The organism is Arthrobacter sp. AOP36-F1-5 (genome assembly GCF_058137995.1).
This window is the reverse complement of record NZ_CM176892.1, coordinates 3,465,301-3,485,221: the sequence shown is the minus strand read 5'-3', so window position 1 is coordinate 3,485,221 and position 19,921 is coordinate 3,465,301. Positions and strand designations below refer to the sequence as shown.

At 64.5% G+C, this 19,921-nt stretch carries 21 protein-coding genes, 1 tRNA gene and 1 riboswitch; of the genes, 11 read left to right on the top strand and 11 right to left on the bottom strand.

Annotated elements, in window-relative coordinates; genetic code table 11:
• Positions 1-46: 46 nt before the first annotated feature.
• Entirely contained in the window at positions 47-805 is a 759-nt protein-coding gene (locus AC3ZI9_RS16095) for a substrate-binding domain-containing protein (RefSeq protein ID WP_443383814.1), read from the bottom strand.
• 45 nt (positions 806-850) lie between these two features.
• Here AC3ZI9_RS16095 and AC3ZI9_RS16090 point away from each other — a divergent pair, with 45 nt between their 5' ends.
• Positions 851-1,252, top strand: coding sequence for a DUF5997 family protein (locus AC3ZI9_RS16090; protein WP_443383811.1), 402 nt, complete (start codon positions 851-853; stop codon positions 1,250-1,252).
• 90 nt (positions 1,253-1,342) lie between these two features.
• Here AC3ZI9_RS16090 and AC3ZI9_RS16085 read toward each other — a convergent pair whose 3' ends face one another.
• The 3 genes from AC3ZI9_RS16085 to AC3ZI9_RS16075 form a co-directional block, all read right to left on the bottom strand.
• On the bottom strand, positions 1,343-1,774 hold the full coding sequence (locus tag AC3ZI9_RS16085; RefSeq protein ID WP_086994058.1) for a universal stress protein: 432 nt from the start codon (positions 1,772-1,774) through the stop codon (positions 1,343-1,345).
• 60 nt (positions 1,775-1,834) lie between these two features.
• A complete protein-coding gene (locus tag AC3ZI9_RS16080) occupies positions 1,835-2,533 on the bottom strand; it encodes a dienelactone hydrolase family protein (RefSeq protein ID WP_444566107.1) in 699 nt (232 codons plus the stop codon).
• 164 nt (positions 2,534-2,697) lie between these two features.
• Positions 2,698-2,781 (bottom strand) — tRNA-Leu (locus AC3ZI9_RS16075).
• 278 nt (positions 2,782-3,059) lie between these two features.
• On the opposite strand from AC3ZI9_RS16075, the gene AC3ZI9_RS16070 reads away from it, so the two are divergent.
• From AC3ZI9_RS16070 to pknB, 7 genes are read left to right on the top strand one after another with little or no spacing between them, the layout of a single operon-like run.
• On the top strand, positions 3,060-3,800 hold the full coding sequence (locus tag AC3ZI9_RS16070; RefSeq protein WP_444554489.1) for an FHA domain-containing protein: 741 nt from the start codon (positions 3,060-3,062) through the stop codon (positions 3,798-3,800).
• Positions 3,797-4,279 (top strand): FHA domain-containing protein FhaB/FipA, encoded by a 483-nt coding sequence (locus AC3ZI9_RS16065; protein ID WP_444554488.1) that lies wholly within the window; start codon positions 3,797-3,799, stop codon positions 4,277-4,279. The genes AC3ZI9_RS16070 and AC3ZI9_RS16065 overlap by 4 nt, the downstream gene beginning before the upstream one ends.
• A 1-nt stretch (position 4,280) precedes the next feature.
• The gene (locus AC3ZI9_RS16060) at positions 4,281-5,693 is read left to right on the top strand and encodes a PP2C family protein-serine/threonine phosphatase (RefSeq protein WP_444554487.1); all 1,413 of its coding nucleotides are present in this window, start codon (positions 4,281-4,283) and stop codon (positions 5,691-5,693) included.
• Positions 5,690-7,168, top strand: coding sequence for an FtsW/RodA/SpoVE family cell cycle protein (locus tag AC3ZI9_RS16055; protein ID WP_444554486.1), 1,479 nt, complete (start codon positions 5,690-5,692; stop codon positions 7,166-7,168). The genes AC3ZI9_RS16060 and AC3ZI9_RS16055 overlap by 4 nt, the downstream gene beginning before the upstream one ends.
• The gene (locus AC3ZI9_RS16050) at positions 7,165-8,613 is read left to right on the top strand and encodes a penicillin-binding transpeptidase domain-containing protein (RefSeq protein WP_444554485.1); all 1,449 of its coding nucleotides are present in this window, start codon (positions 7,165-7,167) and stop codon (positions 8,611-8,613) included. The genes AC3ZI9_RS16055 and AC3ZI9_RS16050 overlap by 4 nt, the downstream gene beginning before the upstream one ends.
• On the top strand, positions 8,610-10,496 hold the full coding sequence (locus AC3ZI9_RS16045) for a protein kinase domain-containing protein (protein ID WP_444554484.1): 1,887 nt from the start codon (positions 8,610-8,612) through the stop codon (positions 10,494-10,496). The genes AC3ZI9_RS16050 and AC3ZI9_RS16045 overlap by 4 nt, the downstream gene beginning before the upstream one ends.
• Positions 10,497-10,520: 24 nt before the next feature.
• On the top strand, positions 10,521-12,566 hold the full coding sequence (gene pknB, locus AC3ZI9_RS16040; RefSeq protein WP_444554483.1) for a Stk1 family PASTA domain-containing Ser/Thr kinase: 2,046 nt from the start codon (positions 10,521-10,523) through the stop codon (positions 12,564-12,566).
• A gap of 76 nt (positions 12,567-12,642) precedes the next feature.
• Here pknB and AC3ZI9_RS16035 read toward each other — a convergent pair whose 3' ends face one another.
• The 3 genes from AC3ZI9_RS16035 to AC3ZI9_RS16025 form a co-directional block, all read right to left on the bottom strand.
• Positions 12,643-13,287 (bottom strand): anthranilate synthase component II, encoded by a 645-nt coding sequence (locus tag AC3ZI9_RS16035; RefSeq protein ID WP_444554482.1) that lies wholly within the window; start codon positions 13,285-13,287, stop codon positions 12,643-12,645.
• A 2-nt stretch (positions 13,288-13,289) separates the two neighbouring features.
• Positions 13,290-13,454: a hypothetical protein gene (locus AC3ZI9_RS16030; protein ID WP_443383319.1), complete on the bottom strand. Its 165-nt coding sequence runs from the start codon at positions 13,452-13,454 to the stop codon at positions 13,290-13,292.
• Positions 13,455-13,520: 66 nt separating this feature from the next.
• Positions 13,521-14,321: a class E sortase gene (locus AC3ZI9_RS16025; protein WP_444554481.1), complete on the bottom strand. Its 801-nt coding sequence runs from the start codon at positions 14,319-14,321 to the stop codon at positions 13,521-13,523.
• A 141-nt stretch (positions 14,322-14,462) separates the two neighbouring features.
• Between AC3ZI9_RS16025 and AC3ZI9_RS16020 the strand changes: the two genes are divergently transcribed.
• Entirely contained in the window at positions 14,463-14,714 is a 252-nt protein-coding gene (locus tag AC3ZI9_RS16020; RefSeq protein WP_444554480.1) for a cell division protein CrgA, read from the top strand.
• Between the two features lie 15 nt (positions 14,715-14,729).
• Here AC3ZI9_RS16020 and AC3ZI9_RS16015 read toward each other — a convergent pair whose 3' ends face one another.
• Positions 14,730-15,044 carry a DMT family transporter gene (locus tag AC3ZI9_RS16015; protein WP_444554479.1) on the bottom strand — a complete coding sequence of 105 codons (315 nt, stop codon included), beginning with the start codon at positions 15,042-15,044 and terminating at the stop codon, positions 14,730-14,732.
• 21 nt (positions 15,045-15,065) lie between these two features.
• Positions 15,066-15,130, bottom strand: a riboswitch (guanidine-III (ykkC-III) riboswitch).
• Between the two features lie 70 nt (positions 15,131-15,200).
• On the opposite strand from AC3ZI9_RS16015, the gene AC3ZI9_RS16010 reads away from it, so the two are divergent.
• A complete protein-coding gene (locus AC3ZI9_RS16010) occupies positions 15,201-15,692 on the top strand; it encodes a DUF3817 domain-containing protein (protein WP_444554478.1) in 492 nt (163 codons plus the stop codon).
• 44 nt (positions 15,693-15,736) lie between these two features.
• Here the strand turns inward: AC3ZI9_RS16010 and AC3ZI9_RS16005 are convergent, their stop codons facing one another.
• The gene (locus AC3ZI9_RS16005; RefSeq protein WP_444554477.1) at positions 15,737-16,648 is read right to left on the bottom strand and encodes an ArgP/LysG family DNA-binding transcriptional regulator; all 912 of its coding nucleotides are present in this window, start codon (positions 16,646-16,648) and stop codon (positions 15,737-15,739) included.
• A gap of 71 nt (positions 16,649-16,719) precedes the next feature.
• Between AC3ZI9_RS16005 and AC3ZI9_RS16000 the strand changes: the two genes are divergently transcribed.
• On the top strand, positions 16,720-17,334 hold the full coding sequence (locus AC3ZI9_RS16000; protein WP_444554476.1) for a LysE/ArgO family amino acid transporter: 615 nt from the start codon (positions 16,720-16,722) through the stop codon (positions 17,332-17,334).
• A gap of 28 nt (positions 17,335-17,362) precedes the next feature.
• On the opposite strand, the gene AC3ZI9_RS15995 is transcribed toward AC3ZI9_RS16000, so the two are convergent.
• A complete protein-coding gene (locus tag AC3ZI9_RS15995) occupies positions 17,363-18,334 on the bottom strand; it encodes a GNAT family N-acetyltransferase (RefSeq protein ID WP_444554475.1) in 972 nt (323 codons plus the stop codon).
• A 677-nt stretch (positions 18,335-19,011) separates the two neighbouring features.
• A complete protein-coding gene (locus AC3ZI9_RS15990; RefSeq protein ID WP_444566106.1) occupies positions 19,012-19,884 on the bottom strand; it encodes a rhomboid family intramembrane serine protease in 873 nt (290 codons plus the stop codon).
• Positions 19,885-19,921: the final 37 nt, after the last annotated feature.

The window sequence follows — 19,921 nt, the reverse complement described above, 5'->3', positions numbered from 1 at the left end:
CACCGGCCATCCCGGCCACTCCGCCGGGATGGCCGGACCCGAGGTGCTAGCGACGCCCCCGGGCCGGGCCGCCGCGGCGCTTGCCGCCGGAGGATTTCCCGCCGGGACCTCCACCTTTCTTCCCGCTTCCGGGTCGCGGCGCACCCGCGGCGGACTGGTCGCCGCGCTGCCGGCGTCGCTGGGCTTGGGCGGCCGCGGAACGTTCCCGCTCCTGCACCGAGGGCTGCCGGGAGGAATTGGCCCTACGTCCACGGACGATGCCGATGAACTCCTCCACGCGGGGGTCCTCCGGCTCATCACCGACAGGCTTGAGCCAGGCGACCCCGATCCGGGTGGACGGGGCCCCCGTCACGATCTTCTGCACGACGTCCTTGCGCCGGTACAGGCGTCCGACGGATTGGGGGACGATCACCAAGCCGGTCCCGGCACCGACGACCTCCAGGGCCATCGCCGTTCCCCCGACCCGTGGCGGATAGTCGGCCAGGTCCAACCAGGTCTCCTCGGCCAGCTCCTCCAACGGCACCTCGTCGTCGTACAACTCCAAGGCATGTTCACGCGGGGCACACACCACGGGCAGCTCCTCGTAGAGCGGGATGACGTGGGTCATCCCGTCCGCGGGGTTCACTCCGTCGGGGAACCTCATGAACACCAGGTCCGCGTCACCGGTGGCCAGCAGCCCCCGCGGATCGTCCCCGATGTCATGCATCGTCGCCTGGACCGGAACCCCGGGTTGACGCTCCCGCCAACGATCCAGCCACTTATCCGGGGTCACGCCCGGCACGAACGCAATTCTCAGTTCAGCCACGACCGCTAGCCTACCGGCACCCTCCGCGCCCGGTAGGCTGGGACCATGACCCAGAAATCCTCGCAGAGCATGAAACCGGCCACTGCCGCCAAGAAGCTTGGTGTGTATCTTCCCGCCACGCCTGCCGAGTTCCAGGATGGTCCCCTCACCCGGGACGCCCTGGACGACATGATGAATGAACCGCCCGAATGGCTGGTCGAGTTGCGTCGGACCGGACCGCACCCGCGCCCGGTCATCGCCCGCAAACTCAACGTCAGCATCTCCGGGCTCGCCCGGGGCGGCATCGACGAAGCACTGACCACCGCGCAGATCGACGAATTGCTGGCCGACCGGCCCGAATGGCTGCAGGCCGAGCGCACCAACATGGCCGAGGTCCGCGCCGAAGAAGCCCGCATCAAGGAAGCCGACGCCCGCAAGGCGGCGGCACGCGAGACCCCGGGCAGCTGACCGGACCCATCGTCGTGGTCGACCCTTAACAAAAAGCGGCGCCCATCCCCAGAGGGGGAGGGCGCCGTTTTCGGGCGAACCAGACGGTGCCTAGTTGGCGGTCTTCACGATGTAGACATCGCACGGGGCGTTCAGGGCCACACTGGAGGCCACGCTTCCGAGCACTCGCCCCAGGCCCTTCATCCCGACGTTGCCCACGACGATGAGCTGGGCTCCCAGCCTGCTGGCTTCCTCCACGAGGGCATCCTGCGGCTTGCCCTTGACGGCGGAGGCCTTGATCGTGGCCCCCGGGACCAGTTCACGCAGCTTGGTGGCGGACTTCTCCGCCAGCTTCTGTGCCTGTTCCGCGTCGTCGAGGATCCACGTATCACTGCCGATCTGGACGACTTCGGTGTTGTCCTTGGTGTGGGCGGTGATCACCACGAGGTTCGCGCCCAGGCCGGCCGCAACGGTCGCAGCACGCGTGGCCGCCTTATTCGCGGTCTCGCTGCCGTCGACACCGACGATGACTGTTCCTGACATGTGTTTCCTCCCTGTCTGGTGTGACGCCGTTGGCGCCGACACCCCTTGGTCCTGCTTGGTCTACTTGGTCTTCTGCCGCAGGAAACCAACGGCCCGTTCCCAAGCCAATCGTGCCGCTTCCGGACGATAGTTCCCCTGGGGGTCCTCATCATTATGGAACGCGTGAGGCGCTTCATAGTAGTGGAATGTGACTTCGGACTCGGATTCGGCGCGGAGCTGCTCTTCCTGCTCCTTGGCCTGCTCCACCGGGAAGAGCCCGTCCTCGGTCGCATAATGTCCCTGGACGGCCGCCTTCACGCCGGTGAACGACTCGGGCACCGCCTGGCCCACGCCGTAGAACGGGACGGCCGCAGCGATCCGTTCCCCCTGTTGCGCCGCGAGCGCCAACACGAAGCCACCACCCATGCAGAAGCCGATGGCCGAGACCTTCTCACTGGTGACCTTCTCCAACCCCGACAGGTAGTCGACGGCCCCGGCCAGCAACCGGGCGCCCTCGGCCTCGGGCAGCTTTTGCATCATCTCCCCGGCTTCGGCACCGTCGTGGGTGATCCAGCCTCCATACAGATCGGGGGCGAGGGCGACGAAACCCTCGGCTGCCAGACGATCCGCGACGTCGCGAACATGACCCGTCAGGCCCCACCATTCCTGGATGACGATGACCCCCGGTCCGCTCCCCGAAGCGGGCTCGGCCAGATAGCCATGGGCGTCCTGCCCGTTGGAAGGGAACGCGACATTCTGATGAGCTGACGGTTCAGCCACGGATGCACTCCTGCTCGTCGACGATCTGGTTCGCTTTCCCAGTCTATGCAGATCATGCCTCCGGGTCTCCTCCCCGGGCGTACAAGTCCAGGCCCCGGTGGTCCCCTCCACGAAAAATGTCCTCCTCCCGGGATTCCGGGAGGAGGACATTTCATCCAAACTCGTGCGCGAGGGGGGACTTGAACCCCCACGCCCTTGCGGGCACTGGCACCTGAAGCCAGCGCGTCTGCCTATTCCGCCACTCGCGCAAGTTACTGTTTCGGGTTTCCCCTGAACAGCGAGAACAATCATAACCATGCTGCCGGGGCATCACCTAATCGGGTCCCATGGTGTGATGAGCCGCACCCCGGGGAACCAAATACCCCGAAAATCTCGTTGCGTTATGGAAGAGAGGCCTGCACCGTCGGACGTTTCGGTGGCATGACAAGTAGTATCGGAATGGCACAGGCCTCAGGGCCGGCTGTTTCGTCACGCGCCGTGGCCGGAGCGGCGTACAGGACAACCGACTTCGAGAGGAGCAGCGCCCATGGGTTTGGTCGACAATGTCGAGCGCGGTCTCGAAAAGCTGGTGAGCACCGTCTTCCGGGGATCGGGCTCCTCCGAGGTTCAGCCGGTCGAGATCGCCAGCCAACTTCGCAACGAGATGGACAACCGGACGCTGACCTTGTCCCAGGGCCGCACCCTGGCCCCCAACTCCTTCAAGGTCAGGCTGGGGGCGGCCGATTTCGAACGCGCCAAGCAGTGGGGCGCCACCCTGGCCGAGGAACTCTGCGATGCCGCCGTCAAGCACGCACGCTCGCAGCAGTACACGTTGCAGGGCCCGGTCACCGTCTCCTTCCACCGTGACGACGACACCAAATCCGGCAGCTTCTCCATCGACGCCACGATGGACAAGACGACCGCCCCCGCCGCGGCCTCCGCCCCGCCACCGGCTCCGAGCGCTCCACCACGTCCACCGCCGAGCAAGCAGGCCGTACTGGACATCAATGGCCAGCGCTATGGGCTGCATGCCGATTCCGTGGTGCTCGGCCGCTCCGCCGACGCCGACATCCCGGTCGAGGACCCCGGGGTCTCGCGCCGCCATATCGAAGTCGTTCGTGAGGGTTCCCGGGCGTGGGCCGTGGATCTGGGGTCCACCAATGGCAGCTACGTCAATGGCCAACGGGTCGTCGACCGCGAGGAACTCTTCGATGGCTCCATCATTGCCATGGGGCGCACCCGCATCACGTACCGGCTGGTCCCCCGATCGAGTGGAGACAGCGCATGAGCGACCTCTTCCTGACCGCCCTACGCCTCGGGTTCCTGATCCTGTTGTGGATCCTGATCATGAGCATCATCGCCGCGCTGCGTCGGGACTTGTCCATCGGCAAGCGGGCGAAGACCGGCGAGCCGACGGCACGCGAGGTCCGTAAGAACCCCGAACTGGCGCCCGAACCGGCGCCACCGGCCAAGAAGGCGGCACGAACCCTGGCCATCCTGGAAGGACCACTCAGCGGGACGAGCCTGGATCTGGCGGCCAGCCCCATCCTGCTGGGGCGGGCCCAGGAGGCCACACTCGTCCTCGAGGACGATTACGCCTCCGGGCGACATGCCCGATTATTCCCGCAGGGCAGCCGTTGGTTCATCGAGGACCTCGGCTCGACGAACGGCACCTATCTGGGGGAGAACCAGTTGACCCGAGCCCAGCCGGTGGAGATCGGCCAGCCCATCCGGATCGGCAAGACCGTCATGGAGTTGAGGCCGTAGTATGGCGCTCACGTTGCGGTTCGCAGCGCGGTCGGATGTGGGGTTGGTCCGCGCCAAGAACGACGACTCCGGCTATGCCGGCCGCTATCTGGCGGTCGTGGCCGACGGCATGGGCGGACATGTCGGCGGGGACGTCGCCTCGGCATCGACCGTGCTGGATCTGGTGCATCTGGACCAGGACCGGACGGTCGACGTGGAAACGGTGCTGCCGGACGAGATCCAGACCGCCAATTCGATCCTCAACGAACTGGTCAGCGCGAACCCGAAGCTCTCCGGGATGGGCACCACCGTCACGGCCCTGCTGCTGACCGGGGACCGCTTCCAATACGCCCATATCGGCGATTCCCGCGCCTACCGGCTCAAGGATGATGTCTTCGAACAGGTCAGCAAGGACCATACGTTCGTCCAACGGCTCGTGGACGAGGGCCGCATACGCCCCGAGGAAGCCGAGCACCACCCGCATAAGAACGTGTTGATGCGGGTCCTGGGCGACTCCGATGCGAGTCCCGAGCTGGATATCGACCAGTTCCCCATCGCCCCGGGGGAGCGCTGGCTCCTATGCTCCGACGGCCTCAATGCCGTCGTGCCCGACGACATCACCGAGCGCATCGTGCGGACCGCCGGTTCGTTGCAACAGACCGTCGACGCATTGGTCGAGGTCACCCTCCAGCATGGCTCCCCCGACAACGTCACCATCGTGATGGTCGAAGTCGCTGAGAATGCCGACGACGACGCCCCGGGGGTTGACCCCGGTCTCGAACCCGCCCCGGATACCGGCCAACTCCAGGTCGCCCAGCAAGGCGATCTCGGGGCCAGCGCAGCCGTCATCCGCCACGAGATGTCCATTCGCCCCCATGCCCTAGTCGGCGCGGCCGCCCTGGCCACCCAGACCGGACAAATCCCGATGGTCACCCAACGGTCGGCGGAGAAGCGGGCCGCCGCGATCCTGACCCATAAGGCTTCCGAGCCCGACGAGGTGCCGGAGGACCGCGAATTCGATCCCATGCGTCGCCCGCTGAACCGGGGGTGGCTCATCCCGACCTTCCTGACCCTGATGGGACTGATCCTGGTTTCCGTCTTGTGGTTCGGGTTCGCCTGGACCCAAACGCAGTACTACGTGGCCGATCACGACGGCAAGGTGGCCATCTACAACGGCGTGTCACAGGATCTGGGTCCCATCAAGCTCTCCCATGTCGACACCGTGACGCATATACCCACGCAGGCCCTGCCCTCCTACACGCAACAGAGGTTGCGCAACTCCTTGGCGGCCCGCGATCTCGCCCATGCCCAGGACATCGTGACCGAACTGGTCATCAGCGCCAAACAGGCCTGTCCGGTCGTGGTACCGGCCGATCCGCAGTCCGCCGACTCGCCGCCGGGCTTGCCCAATTATTGTCAGGAGGTGACACCGTGAGCGAAACCCCGGAACTAGAGACCGCGCCCATCCCACGGCGCAATACCGAACTGGTGTTGCTGATCCTGGCCCTGGCCGTCGCGGTGGGTGCCAACTACCTGGTCAGCTTGAGCAACACGGATGGTTTCGACGAAGGGTTCATCACCCAAGGAGCCGTCCTGGCCGGCATGGCCCTGGTCATGCATATCGTGCTGAGGATCTGGGCGAAGTATGCCGATCCGATCATTCTTCCCTGCGTGGTGGCGCTCAACGGGATAGGGATCGCGATGATCCACCGGCTGGATCTGGCCAACAACGACGATGCGGCGACCCGCCAACTGTTGTGGACCGGCCTTGCCATGGCCGCTGCCATCGCCACGCTATGGCTGGTTCGCGACCACCGCATCCTGCGCAAGGCCCCCTACACGTTCCTGGTCATCAGTGCCCTCCTGCTGCTCCTGCCACTCGTGCCGGGCCTGGGCAAGGTCATCAACGGCGCCCGCATCTGGATCTTCATCGGGCCCCTTTCCTTCCAGCCCGGTGAGCTGGCCAAGATCACCCTGGCGCTCTTCTTCGCCGGTTACCTCTCGACCCACCGGGACCTGATCCTGCTGGCCGGCCGCAAGATCGGTCCCCTGCAGCTCCCCCGGGCGAGGGACCTCGGCCCCATGATCGTCGCCTGGCTGCTCAGCATCGGCGTGCTGGTGATGCAGAGCGACCTCGGTTCATCCATCCTGTTCTTCGGCCTGTTCATGGTCATGATCTACGTCGCGACCGGGCGTATCAGCTGGATCATCATCGGATTGGTCATGGTGGTCGTCGCCGGGTTCTTTGCCGCGCAATTCATGTCGCACGTCGCCTTGCGACTGAATTCCTGGCTCCACGCCTTCGACCCCTCCGTCTACGACCAGCAGTACGGCGGGAGCCGGCAAATCGTCCAAGGCCTCTTCGGGCTCTCCAACGGCGGACTGTTCGGTACCGGCCTGGGCAATGGACGACCCGACTTCGTCCCCCTGGCCAACTCCGACATGATCATCGCCGCCCTGGGTGAGGAACTGGGTCTCATCGGCCTGGTGGCCATCATCCTGCTGTTCGTCATCCTCATCAGCCGTGGAATCCGCGCCGCCCTCGGCAGCCGGGACGCCTTCGGCAAACTGCTCGCCGCCGGCCTCTCCTTCACCATCGGCCTACAGTGCTTCGTCCTGATGGGAGGGGTGACTCTGTTGATTCCATTGACGGGGCTGACCACGCCCTTCATGTCGGCGGGCGGGTCCTCCCTGCTCTCCAACTGGATCATCGTCGCCCTATTGCTCCTAGTCTCCCATAATTCCCGGAGACCAGCCCTCACGGGACCGCTCAACGAGCGGGACATGGCCGCGGCCGGACCAGACATCAGCGCGAAGGCGAAGGCCCGCGAAGAGGAAGACGCCCGGCGCCGCGCCAAGAAGGCACAAGCCAAGGTAGCCACGCCACCGCGAAAGGGGGACACCGCATGAACACCGCCATACGCCACGTGTGGATCGCCATCGTCTGCCTCTTCGTCCTGATCTTCGGCGCCCTGAGCTACATCCAGTTCTTCGCGGTCAAGGACCTCAACGCCAATCCGCTCAACACCCGGCAGCTGTACAAGAACTTCGATCTGGCCCGTGGTGCCTTGCTGGTCGACGGAACACCGATCGCCGAATCCGTCGCCTCCGATGACCAATTCGACTACCAACGCGTGTACCACGACCCGAAACTGTATGCGCACCTGACCGGCTTCTACTCGCTGACCTACGGTGCCAACCACCTCGAAGGCGTCATGAACGACGAGCTCAACGGGCAGAGCGACTCGCAGTTCTACAACCGCATGGTCAACTTGTTGACCGGTCAATCCACCGAGGGTGCCTCCGTGGAGCTCACCATCGACCCGGCTCTCCAGAAGACGGCCTATAATCTGATCCCCGACGGACAGCAGGGGACCATCATCGTCTCCGAACCGAGTACGGGAAACATCCTGGCCATGGTGTCCAAGCCCAGCTATGACACCAACCTCCTGGCCGTGCATAGCGGGAAGATCGCCTCGAAGAACATGGCGGACATCCTCGAGACGAACGGACTGAGCCCGAACATCAACCCGGCCATCAACAATCTGATCTCACCGGGTTCCACCTTCAAGATCCTCGACCTGGTCGCGGGCCTGGAATCGGGGAAGTACGACCTTGATTCGGTCTACGACAATCCGACGTCGATCACTCTGCCGGGCACTTCGACGAAGGTGAACAACTTCGACCAGGGCATCTGCGCGAACCAGAACCGGGCCAAGCTCGAATTCATCGTGGCCCAGAGTTGCAACACGCCATTCGTGGCCATGAGCGAGGCGGTCGGGCAGGACGCCTTGCGCGACGTCACCGAACGTTTCGGTTTCGGCCAGCAACTGGAGATCCCGCAACGCGTGACCCCCAGCCAATTCCCGAGCGATCTCACTCCGGACCAGTTGGGCCTGTCCTCGATCGGACAGTTCGACGTCAAGACCACGCCCCTGCAGATGAACATGGTCGCCATGGGCATCGCCAATGACGGGGTCATCATGAAGCCGAACCTGATCAAACGGGTCACCGCTCCGGATCTGAGCGTGCTGGAAGAACCGAAGCCCGAGGAATTCAGTACGGCAACGACCAAGAAGGTGGCCAACCAGGTGACCGAATTGATGCGCGCACCACTCAAGGGCGGGACGGCCTACACGGCAGACATCCCCGGGCTGGACATCGCGGCGAAGACCGGCACGGCGCAACTCGGAGATGGGACCAAACGCGTCAATTCGTGGATCACCGGCTTCGCCCCGGCGGATGACCCGGAGGTCGCTGTCACCATTGTCATAGAAAAGACCGACTACGAGACCGGCCACAACCTGACCAGTCCAAACCTGAAGAAGATGCTAGAGGCGGTGTTCAATAAGTGAGGCCTACATCGGGTATCACCCTGGGCGGTCGGTTCCAACTGACCGAGCGGATAGCCATCGGCGGAATGGGGGAGGTCTGGAAGGCGCGCGATGAGATCCTTGGCCGGATCGTCGCCATCAAGATCCTCAAGGAGGAATACACCGGCGACCCCGGCTTCCTGCAGCGTTTCCGCGCCGAGGCACGCCATACGGCATTGTTGAACCACGTAGGCATCGCCAACGTGTTCGACTACGGCGAGGAAGGCGGTTCGGCCTACCTGGTCATGGAGCTGGTCCCCGGCCAGCCGCTGTCCGCCATCATCGAACGCGAACGGGTCCTGTCCCCCGACAGGACCATGTCCATCATCGCCCAAACCGCCCGCGCCCTCGCCGCGGCCCATGCACAGGGCCTGGTCCACCGGGATGTGAAGCCGGGCAACCTGCTCATCCTGCCCGATGGTCGGGTGAAGATCACCGACTTCGGCATTGCACGCATCGCCGACCAGGTCCCCCTGACCGCGACCGGGCAGGTCATGGGCACCGCCCAGTATCTTGCCCCCGAACAGGCCACCGGGCAGCAGGCCAGCGGGTCTTCGGACATCTACTCCCTCGGAGTCATCGGCTACGAGTGCCTGGCCGGTCGTCGACCGTTCACCGGCGAATCACAGATCGCCATTGCGCTGGCCCAGGTCAACGACAACCCTCCGGCACTCGATGAATCCATCCCGGCCAAATATCGGGCTTTGATCATGTCGATGCTGGCCAAGAGTCCGGCGGAACGACCGGAGACCGCCACGAAGCTGGCGGAGGCGGCCGACGCCATCCGGGCCGACAACCTCGAGGCGGCCCAAACCGCCGTCCCGGGCATCATCCCGTTCCTGGGAACCGGCGGTGGCGACGCCACGCAGGCCATCAACGTGGGAGATGCTCCCACCCAGGCCAACCCGCAGACACCAGAGGCGGGTTCGGGGACCCCGAGCACCAGTGCCTTGCCCATGGTCTCCGACCAGACCACCCGCGGTCCGCAGGCCAGCAAGGAGTACGACGACGCTGACGCCACTCGCGTCCAGGGTGCCGCCGCCGCCGCGGGCGCCGGGGCCGGGTCCGGCAACGACGACCAGGATTTCAATTCGGTCCTCGGCGCCAGCAAGGATTGGGATCCCGATGACGAGGACGGCGCCGCAGCTGGTGCCGGGGCCGGCGCCGGCGGAGCCTCAGGCGGTTCCGGGACCCCTCCGCGGAAAAAGCGGAACCCCTGGATCTGGCCCCTGATCGTGATCGTGGTCCTGGCCTTGCTCGCGGTGTGGCTCGTGCCCATGTTCACCGGTGACAAGACCGGCAACGAGTCTCCGGCATCAAGCGCGCAGTCCTCGCAGAAGACCGTCAAGGTCGATGCTGACGACTACCTCGGCATGGACGTCGACAAGGCCTCGGCCGAATTGAAGGACCTGGGCCTGGAGGTGTCGACGAAGGAGAAGGAAGCCAGCGATCCGGAGAATTCGGTCGTTGCCGTTTCCCCCACCGGTACCGTCAAGGTCGGCACCGTGATCGAGCTGAGCTACGCCGTGCCGCTGCCGGTGGAAAACACGCCTCCGCCTCCGCCGGTGCAAGAGACCAAGACCAAGGCCCCCGCGCCGACCAGGAAGTCCACGCCGGCTCCGAGCAGCAAATCCTCGAAGCCCTCCAGCAGCAAGGCCAGTAGCTCCGCACCTGCCCCGCCGACGCAGGCCCCCACCACCTCGGAACAGACCGAACCTCCCAAGGAAACGGCACCGTCCAAGGCCCCGGTCACGGAGCCTCCAGCAACCAAGCCGACGGATTCGAAAAACCCTGACGCTGCCAAGGACGACAAGGGGTCAAATGGAAATTTCAAGCAGGCCGCCCCGACCGGCGCGGGCAACTAACGCTGAGGCGTGCAGAGGAAATGTGTGACTGAACCCCGAATCCTGAACGCCCGCTATGAAGTCGGCGACCTCATTGGTCGCGGCGGCATGGCGGATGTTTACCATGCCCGCGACCTCCGGCTCGGGCGCGAGGTCGCGATCAAGCTGCTGCGTCGCGACCTGGCCCGCGATCCGGTGTTCCAGACCCGCTTCCGCCGGGAGGCCCAGGCCGTCGCCGGGTTGAACCATCCAGCCATCGTCTCCGTGTACGACACCGGCGAAGAGGATGTTGATGCTTCGGGGGACCACGTCACCAAGCTGCCGTACATCGTCATGGAGTATGTCCGGGGGAAGACCCTGCGTGATCTGTCCAAGGCCGGGGAATTGAATCCCCAGTCCTCGGTCAGGTACACGCTCGGCGTCCTGTCGGCCCTGGAATACAGCCACCGCATGGGCATCGTCCACCGGGACATCAAGCCCTCCAATGTGATGGTCACCGGCGACGACGCCGTAAAGGTCATGGATTTTGGTATCGCCCGCGCCATGTCCGATTCCTCGGCCACCATGACCCAGACGCAAGTCGTGGTGGGGACGGCCCAGTATTTCTCCCCCGAACAGGCCCGCGGGGAAACCGTCGATGCCCGCAGCGACCTGTATTCGGCAGGCTGCCTCCTCTATGAGCTGCTCACCGGCAGGCCACCCTTCACGGGCGACAGTCCCGTCTCCGTGGCCTTCCAGCATGTGAGTGAAAAGCCGGTCGCCGCCAGCGTCCACAACCCCGAAATCAGCCCTCGGATCGACGAGGTCATCTCCACGGCACTGACGAAGGACCGGGACGACCGCTATCAGGATGCCGCGGCTTTCGCTGCCGCGTTGCGCGCGGCCCAGGACGACCGCCCCGTTCCGAAGGATCTGGGCGATGCCACCCAGGCCCTGGCCGTCATGCCTATGTCGACCCAGGCGATGCTGACCACCGAACCACCCACGCAGGCCCTCGCTTCCGGGCCCCCCGGGAACGAGGGCAGGGAACGTACTGCCGCTCTGGCCGCCGAGGGCTCCGGCGGGGCCGGGGACACCGGGAAACAGCCTGCCGTGCACGCCACCGATTCACAAGAGTCCTTGCTCGCCGGGTCTTCGGGCCCCTCCCGGACCGACGAGGCCGACCGTCAACGCACGTCGCGCCGACGGGCATGGATCACCGTCTTTTCCATTCTGGCGGTGATTGTCATCGCCCTCGGTGCCTGGTTCTTCTGGAACTGGAGCCAGGACCAGCAGGAACGCAATGCCATGATCCCCGTTCCCGACGTATCGAACTTGTCGGTGATCGATGCACAGAACAAGATCTACGCCGCCAATCTGAAGCCCGTCACCAAGGAGGTCTACGACGACGACGTCGATTCCGGCTCCGTGGTGGGAACCGACCCGAAGGCCGGCTCCTCGACACGCAAGGACTCCGAGGTCCAACTGCTGGTATCTCAGGGCCCCGAACAGGTGACCCTGCCCAAGGACCTGGCCGGCCAGTCGGAGGCCACCGTGCGCAGCACGCTGGAACGGCTGGGTTTGGACGTCTCCGACGATGTGAAGCGCGAGAACACGGCGACCGTGGAACTGGGCAGCCTCATCGGGACGAATCCGAAGCTGGGGGAGAAGGTCAAGACCGGCAGTCTGATCGAACTGACGCTCTCCACGGGCAAGGTCACTGTTCCTTCGCTCATCGGCCTGGATGTGGACGAGGCGCGCAAGGTCCTCTCCGACAACGCCGTCGGGTTGCAACTCGAATCCGAAGAAAAGGAGAGCTCCAAGCCCGTCGATAGCGTCATCGAACAGACTCCCGTGGGTGGCAAGGATCTGGATCAGGACGGCACCGTGAGGGTCAAGATCGCGAAGAAGCCGGAACCGGAGGAATCCCCCTCTGCTCCACCGTCCGAATCCGAACCCGGATCGGATTCCAAGGAGTCCAAGGAGTCGGCGAAGGAAAGTTCAAAGAGTTCGAAGGCGGCCGAGAAGTCATCGGAGAAGGCTGCGTCCGAGTCGGCCAAGGCCTCCAAGAAGGCGTCAAAGTCCTCGAAGGCAGCCGAACCCTCCCCCTAGCCGCTGTCCCGTCCAGGAAACGCCGCTTCCTTGCCGAGGTGGGGGCTGGGCGGAACAGTGGCCAGGTGTGGCCGGATCAGTCGGTGATCAACGGGCTCAATTTCTCGGCGCGGGCCGCCGCACCGGAGAGGCCGAGTGCTTCCAGCCAGTTCCCCAGCATGTGGTACCCACCTTCGGTGAGCACCGACTCGGGGTGGAACTGGACGCCCCATAGGGGGGCCTCGCGGTGGGCCAGACCCATGACGACGCCACCATCGGTTTCGGCGATGATCTCCAACTCATCCGGGATCGACGCGCGGACCGCCGCCAGGGAATGGTAGCGGGTGGCCGTGAACGGATTGCTGATGTCGTGGAACAACGGGTGGGTTCCATGATGGACCGACGAGGTCTTGCCGTGCATGAGTTCCTCGGCGTGCGTGACGACCCCGCCGTAGGCCTCGGCGAGGGCCTGGTGTCCGAGGCAGACCCCCAACATCGGTTTGGCGTGTTCACCACACCAACGGATGAGATCGATGCAGACCCCGGATTCGCCGGGCGTCCCGGGGCCGGGGGAGACCAGGACACCGTCCCGGGCCTCGGCCAGTTCAATGGCCTGGGCCACCGTCACGTCGTCATTGCGCACGACGGTCGTTTCGGCACCGAGTTCGCGCAGGTAGCCGACCAGCGTATAGACAAAGCTGTCATAGTTGTCGATCACTAGGATCCGCGTGGGGGCGGGCATTGTCACTGCACCAGACCAATCGTTGATTCGGTCCATGGGCTGTACTGACTGGCCCAGGGAAACACGTATTCCATCAACACCAGTATGACGAGCACCGCCAGCAATGCTGAAATCAACAGACGCACCCACCACGGGCCGGGTAGCTTTCCGAATAACCATGCGTACACGCTCTGACTCCTTCACTGGGGTGGTGTTCTTCGATGGTGGCGGACCGGGGACGTAGATTTCCGGATTCAGCCGCCGCCGGTCGCGCGACCCACGGCTTCGGCGATCACCGCTGGGGGTCCCGCATCCAAGGGGCGCCATGATTCAAGCTCCGAATAGGCGATGATCCGCATCCGTGTCGTGAACGGCGGATGGCAACTGGTCATCGTCAGCAAGGATTCGCCGGCCTGTTCCCCGGGTTCGTGCGGCACCGGCAGCAGGACCTTGGAATCCGAGGGATCGACGATCTCCGTGCTGCGGTACCGGTAGGTGTAGTAGCCCTGCCGGGTCTGGACGTACAGCTGGTCCCCGTCGACCAGCTTGTCGATATCCCAGAAGACCTGTCCGTGGGTCTGCCGGTGCGCCGCGACGGCGAAGTTCCCCTGTTCGCCGGGCAATTGTGTCTGCGGGTAGTGTCCGATGCCCAAATGGTCGAGGACGTCGCTGCCTACCCCTTCGGAGATGGGCCGCGCATAGTCCTTCCCGAAGCGCGGCACATACAGGACCCCGAAGGTCTCCTCCCCGTCCAGGTTGGTTTTTTCCGGGGTGCCGTACTTCTTCCGGTCGGCATCGGCGGCCTCTGCCGATTGGGAAGGGCCGGTGGAGGCGTTCGCATCACCACCGGCGAATTCCTGCAGCGTTCTGGACGTCAGCTCTTCCTGGGCGCCATCGGCTTCAATGTTGGTCCACCACAGCTCCCATGCCACGAAAAGGAGAACGATGACCCCGAGCGTCACCAGGACCTCGCCGAGGCCACCGATGATCGCCGCGGATCGGCTCCGTCGACGCCCGGGTTTCAGCGGCGCTGTTGACTCGGGGACAGCGGGCACGAAAACCTCCTGACGCGGTACCGGTAGAATGTCGGTGACGTGGGTGGCCGCATGGATACTGCTGTGCCGGCCCCCACCCATGACAGTATCGCCCGGGTCGCAAACAACGAGTGTTTGACCCGCCCAAGGTCAGGAGTACCAGTGCCCGAGTCGAGGACCCGCCGCAAGGCCCGCAGGCAGTCTGAAGCCGCCAATAAGAACGGGGATGTCAAGGCCCTTCCGGTGTGGTACAAGCCGGTCATGTTCGGTCTGATGATCCTGGGGCTGCTCTGGATCATCACCTACTACATCTCCCAGGCCACTCTTCCGTTGGGGATCGCCGGCGGGTGGAACATCGTGATCGGCTTCGGTATCGCCATGGTCGGGTTCTTCATGACGACGCGCTGGCGTTAGCCGGGCCGAAGGGCCTCAGTCAACGTATTTGAGTCCGACGACGCATCCTACGAGGAGCATCAAGAGCAGGACCTTGACCCAACTGATGGATTCACCGTCGATTGCCATCCCGTAGATCACCGTCAGGGAAGCTCCGATGCCCACCCAGACGGCATAGGCGGTTCCTGTTGGTATGTCCTTCATGGCATATGCCAGTCCGCTCATGCTGACGATGAGCCCGCCTCCGAACACGAGGCTGGGCACCAGTTTTGAAAAACCCTCTGATTTGCCGAGGGCGATCGCCCATACCGCTTCGAACATTCCTGAGACAATCAGCACGAACCACGCCATGATCAACCACCGTTACCTTCCGGCGGCCGTCTTGTCGCTGTCCGGGTACGGCTCCCTCGTCCGGTCGGAGCAATCGGCTCCTGCCCGGCACGCTAGCACACCGCCATGGAGCAGGGACCTAGTCGTGAGATGCTGTATACCCGACGAAAGGACACCATGCCTCCCACTGCCACCCCTCTGACCGGATCCCGTCTGACACCCCAGCGGCTCTATGGTTTCCTGGCCACTGCCGAGATGTTCACCTGGGGGCTTCTGCTGCTGGGAATGGCCTTGAAGTACGGGAACATCAGCGACAAATTCGTTCCGGTCTTCGGGGGCATCCACGGACTGACGTTCATCAGCTATTGCGTGGTGACCTGCTTCGTCTGGGTCAATCAACGGTGGTCGTTCGGCCGGGGCCTGCTGGGGCTGGCCTCCGCCTTCATTCCGTTCTGCACGGTGCCTTTCGAACGCTCCGTCAAACGGGCGGGCCTGCTCGACGGCGGCTGGAGGCTGGGTGTCGGCGGGGATGAGCCCCATGGCTTCATCGAAATCGTCCAGGCATGGTGCCTACGCCATCCCCTTCCCGCGGTCATTCTGGGCATCGTTTTCATCGCCGTGGTCTTTACGGTGCTGTTGATGCTCGGTCCACCGGTTCCCCGGGGCTAGGCCGACACATTTCGTTGGCAGGCCTCGGGCCGCGGATCAGGTGCTCAGGGACGGGGTAGTTCCAACACCCCCGAATTCCGGGCAGCTGTCCGGACGGCTTCACCGACCCGCGCCAGGGCCGGGGAATCAAGCTTCCACCGCTGCCAATACAGCTCGACCCCGCGGGTCCAGTGCGGATCCAGGACCTCCAGCAGACCCTCTCCCGGGTCCTGCGCGTCCGGCACCATCCCCCATCCGAGGCCGTCGATGACCGCCCGGACGAACTGGGACGAGTCCGGTACATGGTGTCTCGGGGGCTCCGCCTGCACACCACAGACGGATCGGACCAGCGCGTGCTGCAGCTGGTCCGAACGATCAAAATCAACCATGGGGGCCACCGCAAGCCCCCGCGGGGGATCTTCAGCGAACCAGTGCCTCCTGAACGCCGCTGAAGCCATCGCCGTGTACCGCAGTGTCCCCAGGAGTTCGGTGGAACACCCCTGCACGGCCCTCCCGTCGGTCGTCACGGCCGCCATCGCCGTGCCCGCCCGCAACAACTCCGCCGAAACGGACTCATCCTCACGCAGGAGTTCGAGTTCAAGGCTTCCATCCTGGGCCAACAACCTGAAGGCGCCGGGGAACCAGGTCGCCAGGGAATCAGCATTGACGACCACCCTCACCGCCGCACGCACCGGGGTCCGGGCAGGGTCCGTGGCGCCCCCGCCGGAGAGTTCCGCCGCGGCTTCTGCAGCCAGGAGATCGGTCTGGCGCGCCAGGCGCAACAAGACCGTGCCGGCGGCCGTGGGCAGCGCGGGCTTTCCCCGACGGACGACCACGGTTCCGACCTGCGTTTCCAACGCCTTGATCCGTTGGCTCACCGCCGAAGGAGTCACCCGGAGCCGTGTGGCGGCTGCGTCGAAGGTGCCGGTATCGATGACCGCTGCAAAAGCGCGGAGCTGGTCCGCCGGAAAATCCATATTAGATATTCTAATGTCCCATGCATATCTTTAGCTGGTCTACTGCATGTTGCTCCGCTTACCGTTGACCAGTGACCTATTTTCCTTCCCTGCTCGCCGGACTGGGTTCCGGTTTGGCGTTGATCATCGCGATCGGGGCACAGAATGCCTTCATACTGCGCCAAGGCATCCGGCGCGAACACGTGCTCGGCGTTGTCCTCATCTGCGCCCTCTCCGATGCGGTCTTGATCTTCGCCGGCGTTGCCGGGGTGGGGGCCCTGGTCGCCACGGCCCCCTGGCTGCTGGTGCTGGCCCGTTGGGCGGGGGCCGCCTTCCTTGTCGGTTATGCCTTCGTGGCGCTGCGTCGGGTTGTCCGTCCTGCGGCGCTCACCGTCGACCGCGGGACCCCGGGGACCACCCGCAGGTCGGTACTAGCCACTGCTGCCGCGCTGACCTGGTTGAATCCCCACGTCTATCTGGACACCATGATCCTGCTCGGCACGATTGCCAGCGCCCACGGCGACCCGGGGAGGTGGATCTTCGCCGCCGGGGCCGTGCTGGGAAGCTTCCTCTGGTTTCCGGCGGTCGGATTCGGCGCCCGCCTCCTGGCCGGCTTCTTCGCCCGCCCCGGCTCCTGGCGGGTCCTGGATGGCCTGGTAGCCGCGGTCATGTTGTTGGTCGCCATCAGCTTGCTCACCGGGCCATGAACCTCGGCTGGGACGAGCGACGACACGGTCAGTCCAGTTGACGCCTATGGACCGTCCAGGTCCGGACCGCCGTGAACCCGGCCCGTTCGTAAACGCGGCCCGCACCGGTGGGGCTGGCTGAATCAACCGCCAGGTCCACCATCCGGTACCCATCGCGCTCTGCTTCCGTCACGATCCAATCCAACAGGGCGGAGGCCAGCCCTTGGTGGCGGGCGCGACTCCTGGTGCCCAACAAGCTGACATGGATCTCCCCCTCGGCCCATTGACCACACAAGGCATATCCATCGACGCTTTCCACCGGATCCAGCCCGATATCCCTGGTGCGGACGACCGGGCTCAGGGACGCACGGAAGCTTCGGGCGGACTGCTGATCGGCCCATCGTTCCCGGGTCTTCGGGACCGCCCCCCAGTGATCGGCGAAGGCATCATTATGGGCCCGTCGGACCGCTTCTTCCATCTCTGCGGTGTAGACCTCTATCAGCGGCCCTTCCGTTGAGGGGGGCGCCTCCACGGTGTCACCGCGCCGACGCGGCAACTCGATCATCATGTCGGTGAAATATCGAACCGGGGCGTAGCCCCGCGACACGGCCATGCGTCCCGAGCTGGATCCTTCGGCTCCTGTTGCCAAACCCACGCTCACCGGAGCCCCGGGGTGCCTCTGCGCCGCCAATTCGCGCGCACGGGCCTCCAGGCCATCCATGATCCGGCGGCCGATTCCTCGGCCCCGGTGGTCCGGATGCACTCCACCATCGATGGTTGCCTTGGCCTGGCCCTCGAAGAGCACGTCAGCCACACGCAGCTGCCCAAAACCCACCAGTTCCTCGCCGTCCCACACCGCGATGCTGTCCCGTCCCGGATCGAATCCGGGTTCTTCCAGTTCTTCCGCGAGATCCTCGGCATCGTAGAACTCGTCGGTCTCATCGGCCTGCGCCAAGAGGTTCGTCAGACCGGACCAGGCAACGAGATCGACGGCTGACAGGGCGGAAAAGCGTATGGTCATGGATCCTCCAGTCATCCCCTGCCCCGATGCCGCCGGAATTTCCAGGGTGGACTCAAGATACAGGCGAGTGTTGTCCCACGTCACCTCCCCACCCCGTGTTCCACCGTGGTGTCAGGGGCCTGCTGGTGGGGTCGATCAGCGTTCCGGTCCGGGTTCACCCCAGTCATGCACATGCTGTGAATATAGTTATCCACAGCTGGGGATAGAGCTGTGCGTAACTATGTTCGATTAGCCCGCGCTGGCAGGGATGCAGGTCCCGGAAGGCATTCGAATTACATGGGTGTGAGTTATTAACAATGTGGACAACCCCTGTGGATGACGACTCGATGTTCGAATTTCCGCGTGATTTCGCGGTTTTGGTGTCCCCGGGCCGACGGGCACTGCTCGAAAGCTCGTCATGAAGCTGTACGCACAGGCTGTGCACGACAGTTATCCACAGGTGTGGATTGTTATGTGAATATTCAAGCGGATCGGCCCACGATTTGATGCCTTCGGGCCAGCACCCGGGGATGCGCGGACGGAATGTTCAGTGAATTACACGGCTGTGAGTTATTAACAATGTGGATAAACCCTGTGGATAGTCTTCCCCGGGAGCGACGAAAAAGGGGGTGGGCGGTGGAATGATTCCACCGCCCACCCCGTGGATGTGACCCGAATACAACCGGACCGCTGGTCGATCAACCCATTATTGGTTGGTACAGTGCGCGGATCGGTGCCCAGCCCAACCAGGTGAGTACGCCAAGCGCCACCACGATGATCCCGATGCCGCTCCATTGAAGGAGTGCCCGGTTCCTACCGCGCGGGGAAAAGACCAACACGGCCGCTACCGCACCACCGGTGACCAGACCGCCCACGTGGGCCTGCCAGGCGATGTTGGCGCCCGGCAGGAAACCGATGACTAGGTTGATGCCGATGATCACCAACACGGGGACGAGGTTGCCACCGTGGGCCTTGGTCACGACCATGAACGCGCCGAATAGCCCGAATACGGCGCCGGAGGCGCCGACCACCGCGACGTTCGGCGCCGCAAGAAGCAACACACCCACCGAGCCGCCGAAACCGGCCACCAGGTACAGGACCGCGAACCTCACGTGCCCCAGGGCCGGCTCCAGGACCCGGCCCAGGATGTAGAGGGCATACATGTTGAAGGCGATGTGCATGATCAGACCCGTGGAGTGCAGGAACAAGGAAGTGATCATGCGCCACGGTTCGCTCCCTGTGTACAGGCCGGCATAGAGCAGACGATCCGTCAGCCCCGGTATCAGGTACTGGCCTCCGAAGAGCACCACGCACAGGGCAATCACCGCATACGTGACGGTCGGACGTCCAGAGGTCAGCCGCCCGCCGGTGACCGTCTGCGGTCGGCGCCGTTCGCTGTTTGCCTGCGCGACGCATTCAACGCACTGGACCCCCACGGCGGCCGTGCGCTGGCATTCGGGACAGGCGGGGCGCCCACAGCGTTGGCAGCGAACGTACGAGGGACGATCGGGATGCCGCGGGCACGTCGGAACCGGCGTCTGGGGTTCCTGCTCTGGTTGGCCGAAGGCCATGTCATGCTCCTGGTTCGTGGTCAGGGATGGAAGACGA